Source organism: Megasphaera sp. AF13-6AC (genome assembly GCF_027685385.1).
GTDB lineage: Bacteria > Bacillota > Negativicutes > Veillonellales > Megasphaeraceae > Megasphaera > Megasphaera micronuciformis.
Window position 1 is genome coordinate 2,949 of sequence record NZ_JAQCUN010000078.1, and the last position, 1,281, is coordinate 4,229.

The window sequence follows — 1,281 nt, forward strand, 5'->3', positions numbered from 1 at the left end:
TCCGCCCTTTTTAGCCGACACGTCTAATCACCTCTCTAGCCAACTTCTTATATACAGCCGCCCCCTTGGACGAGGGAGCATAAGTCGTAATAGGTTCTCCGAAGCTGGGTGCTTCTCCGAGACGAACATTACGCGGAATAATTGTATTAAATACACGGTCTTTAAAATACTTACGCACTTCATCGGCTACTTGTAAGGATAAGTTGGTCCTGCCGTCATACATGGTTAAAAGCAATCCGAGAACGGACAGCTTGCGATTCATATCCGCACTGATGCGTCGAATCGTTTCCGTCAGCTGTGCCAATCCTTCCAAAGCATAGAACTCACATTGTACGGGAATCAAAACAAAGTCCGCAGCAACCAGAGCATTAACAGTCAATAAATCCAAAGATGGCGGACAATCTATGATAATATAGTCGAAATCCTTACCCTTCGGGGTCACAACACCCTGTAGGGCTTTTTGTAAGATATATTCTCTTTCTTCCAAATTAACCAGTTCCACAGTAGCACCGGCCAAGTCCATCGTTGCAGGTGCCACAAAAAGACGTTTAATATCCGTACTTACGATAATGTCGTTCATGGTCCGGTTGCCAATTAATGCATCGTAAGTTCCCCCGTCAAGGGTCGTTTTATCGACGCCTAAGCCGCTCGTCGCATTCCCTTGGGGATCCAAATCAATAATTAAGGATTTTTTTCCCGCTTCTGCCAAACATGCGCTTACATTAACGGCTGTCGTAGTCTTACCAACGCCGCCTTTTTGGTTGGTTACGGCTATTATTCGCGCCACCGGATTCACCTCACTGTCCCCACATCATATCTACAGTCTATCGTATAGTATAGCATAAAGCCGCTTATTATACGATAGATTTTCTCCTTCTACCCCCGACTTCACTACAATGCTATAATACAAATATATATATGTATTGAAAGGAGATTACTATGGTAACAACAGCACTTCATATAGATACAGTCGACGAAAAACGTCTCCAATATCGCCTGTCGGAACGAAACCTTACAGGTCTTGATACTTCCACTATAAAAACGGCGGTTCAAACCCTTCTCCCTCTTATAAATGCAAAAGGAATCTATGATGAACTCCCTTACGACTTATGCACCGACAGCTTTGGCGGAAAAGCACCTTTTGCCGTAGAAGGAGAACAAATTATTCCTTTCCTACAGCAAGCGGAAACAATTATAGCCATGTCCGTCACCTTGGGCAAAGACATTGACGATTACATCGACAAATTCTTTACTTCCGGAGATTTTGCTACCGGCATGCTC

The 1,281-nt window shown here is 44.0% G+C and carries 1 protein-coding gene and 1 pseudogene; one reads left to right on the forward strand and one right to left on the reverse strand.

What is annotated here, in order from left to right; genetic code table 11:
• Window positions 1-10: 10 nt before the first annotated feature.
• Window positions 11-787, reverse strand: coding sequence for a ParA family protein (locus PGX78_RS05455; protein ID WP_270445782.1), 777 nt, complete (start codon window positions 785-787; stop codon window positions 11-13).
• Between the two features lie 152 nt (window positions 788-939).
• On the opposite strand from PGX78_RS05455, the pseudogene PGX78_RS05460 reads away from it, so the two are divergent.
• Window positions 940-1,281 (forward strand): annotated as a pseudogene (locus PGX78_RS05460) (methionine synthase); the annotation flags it as partial.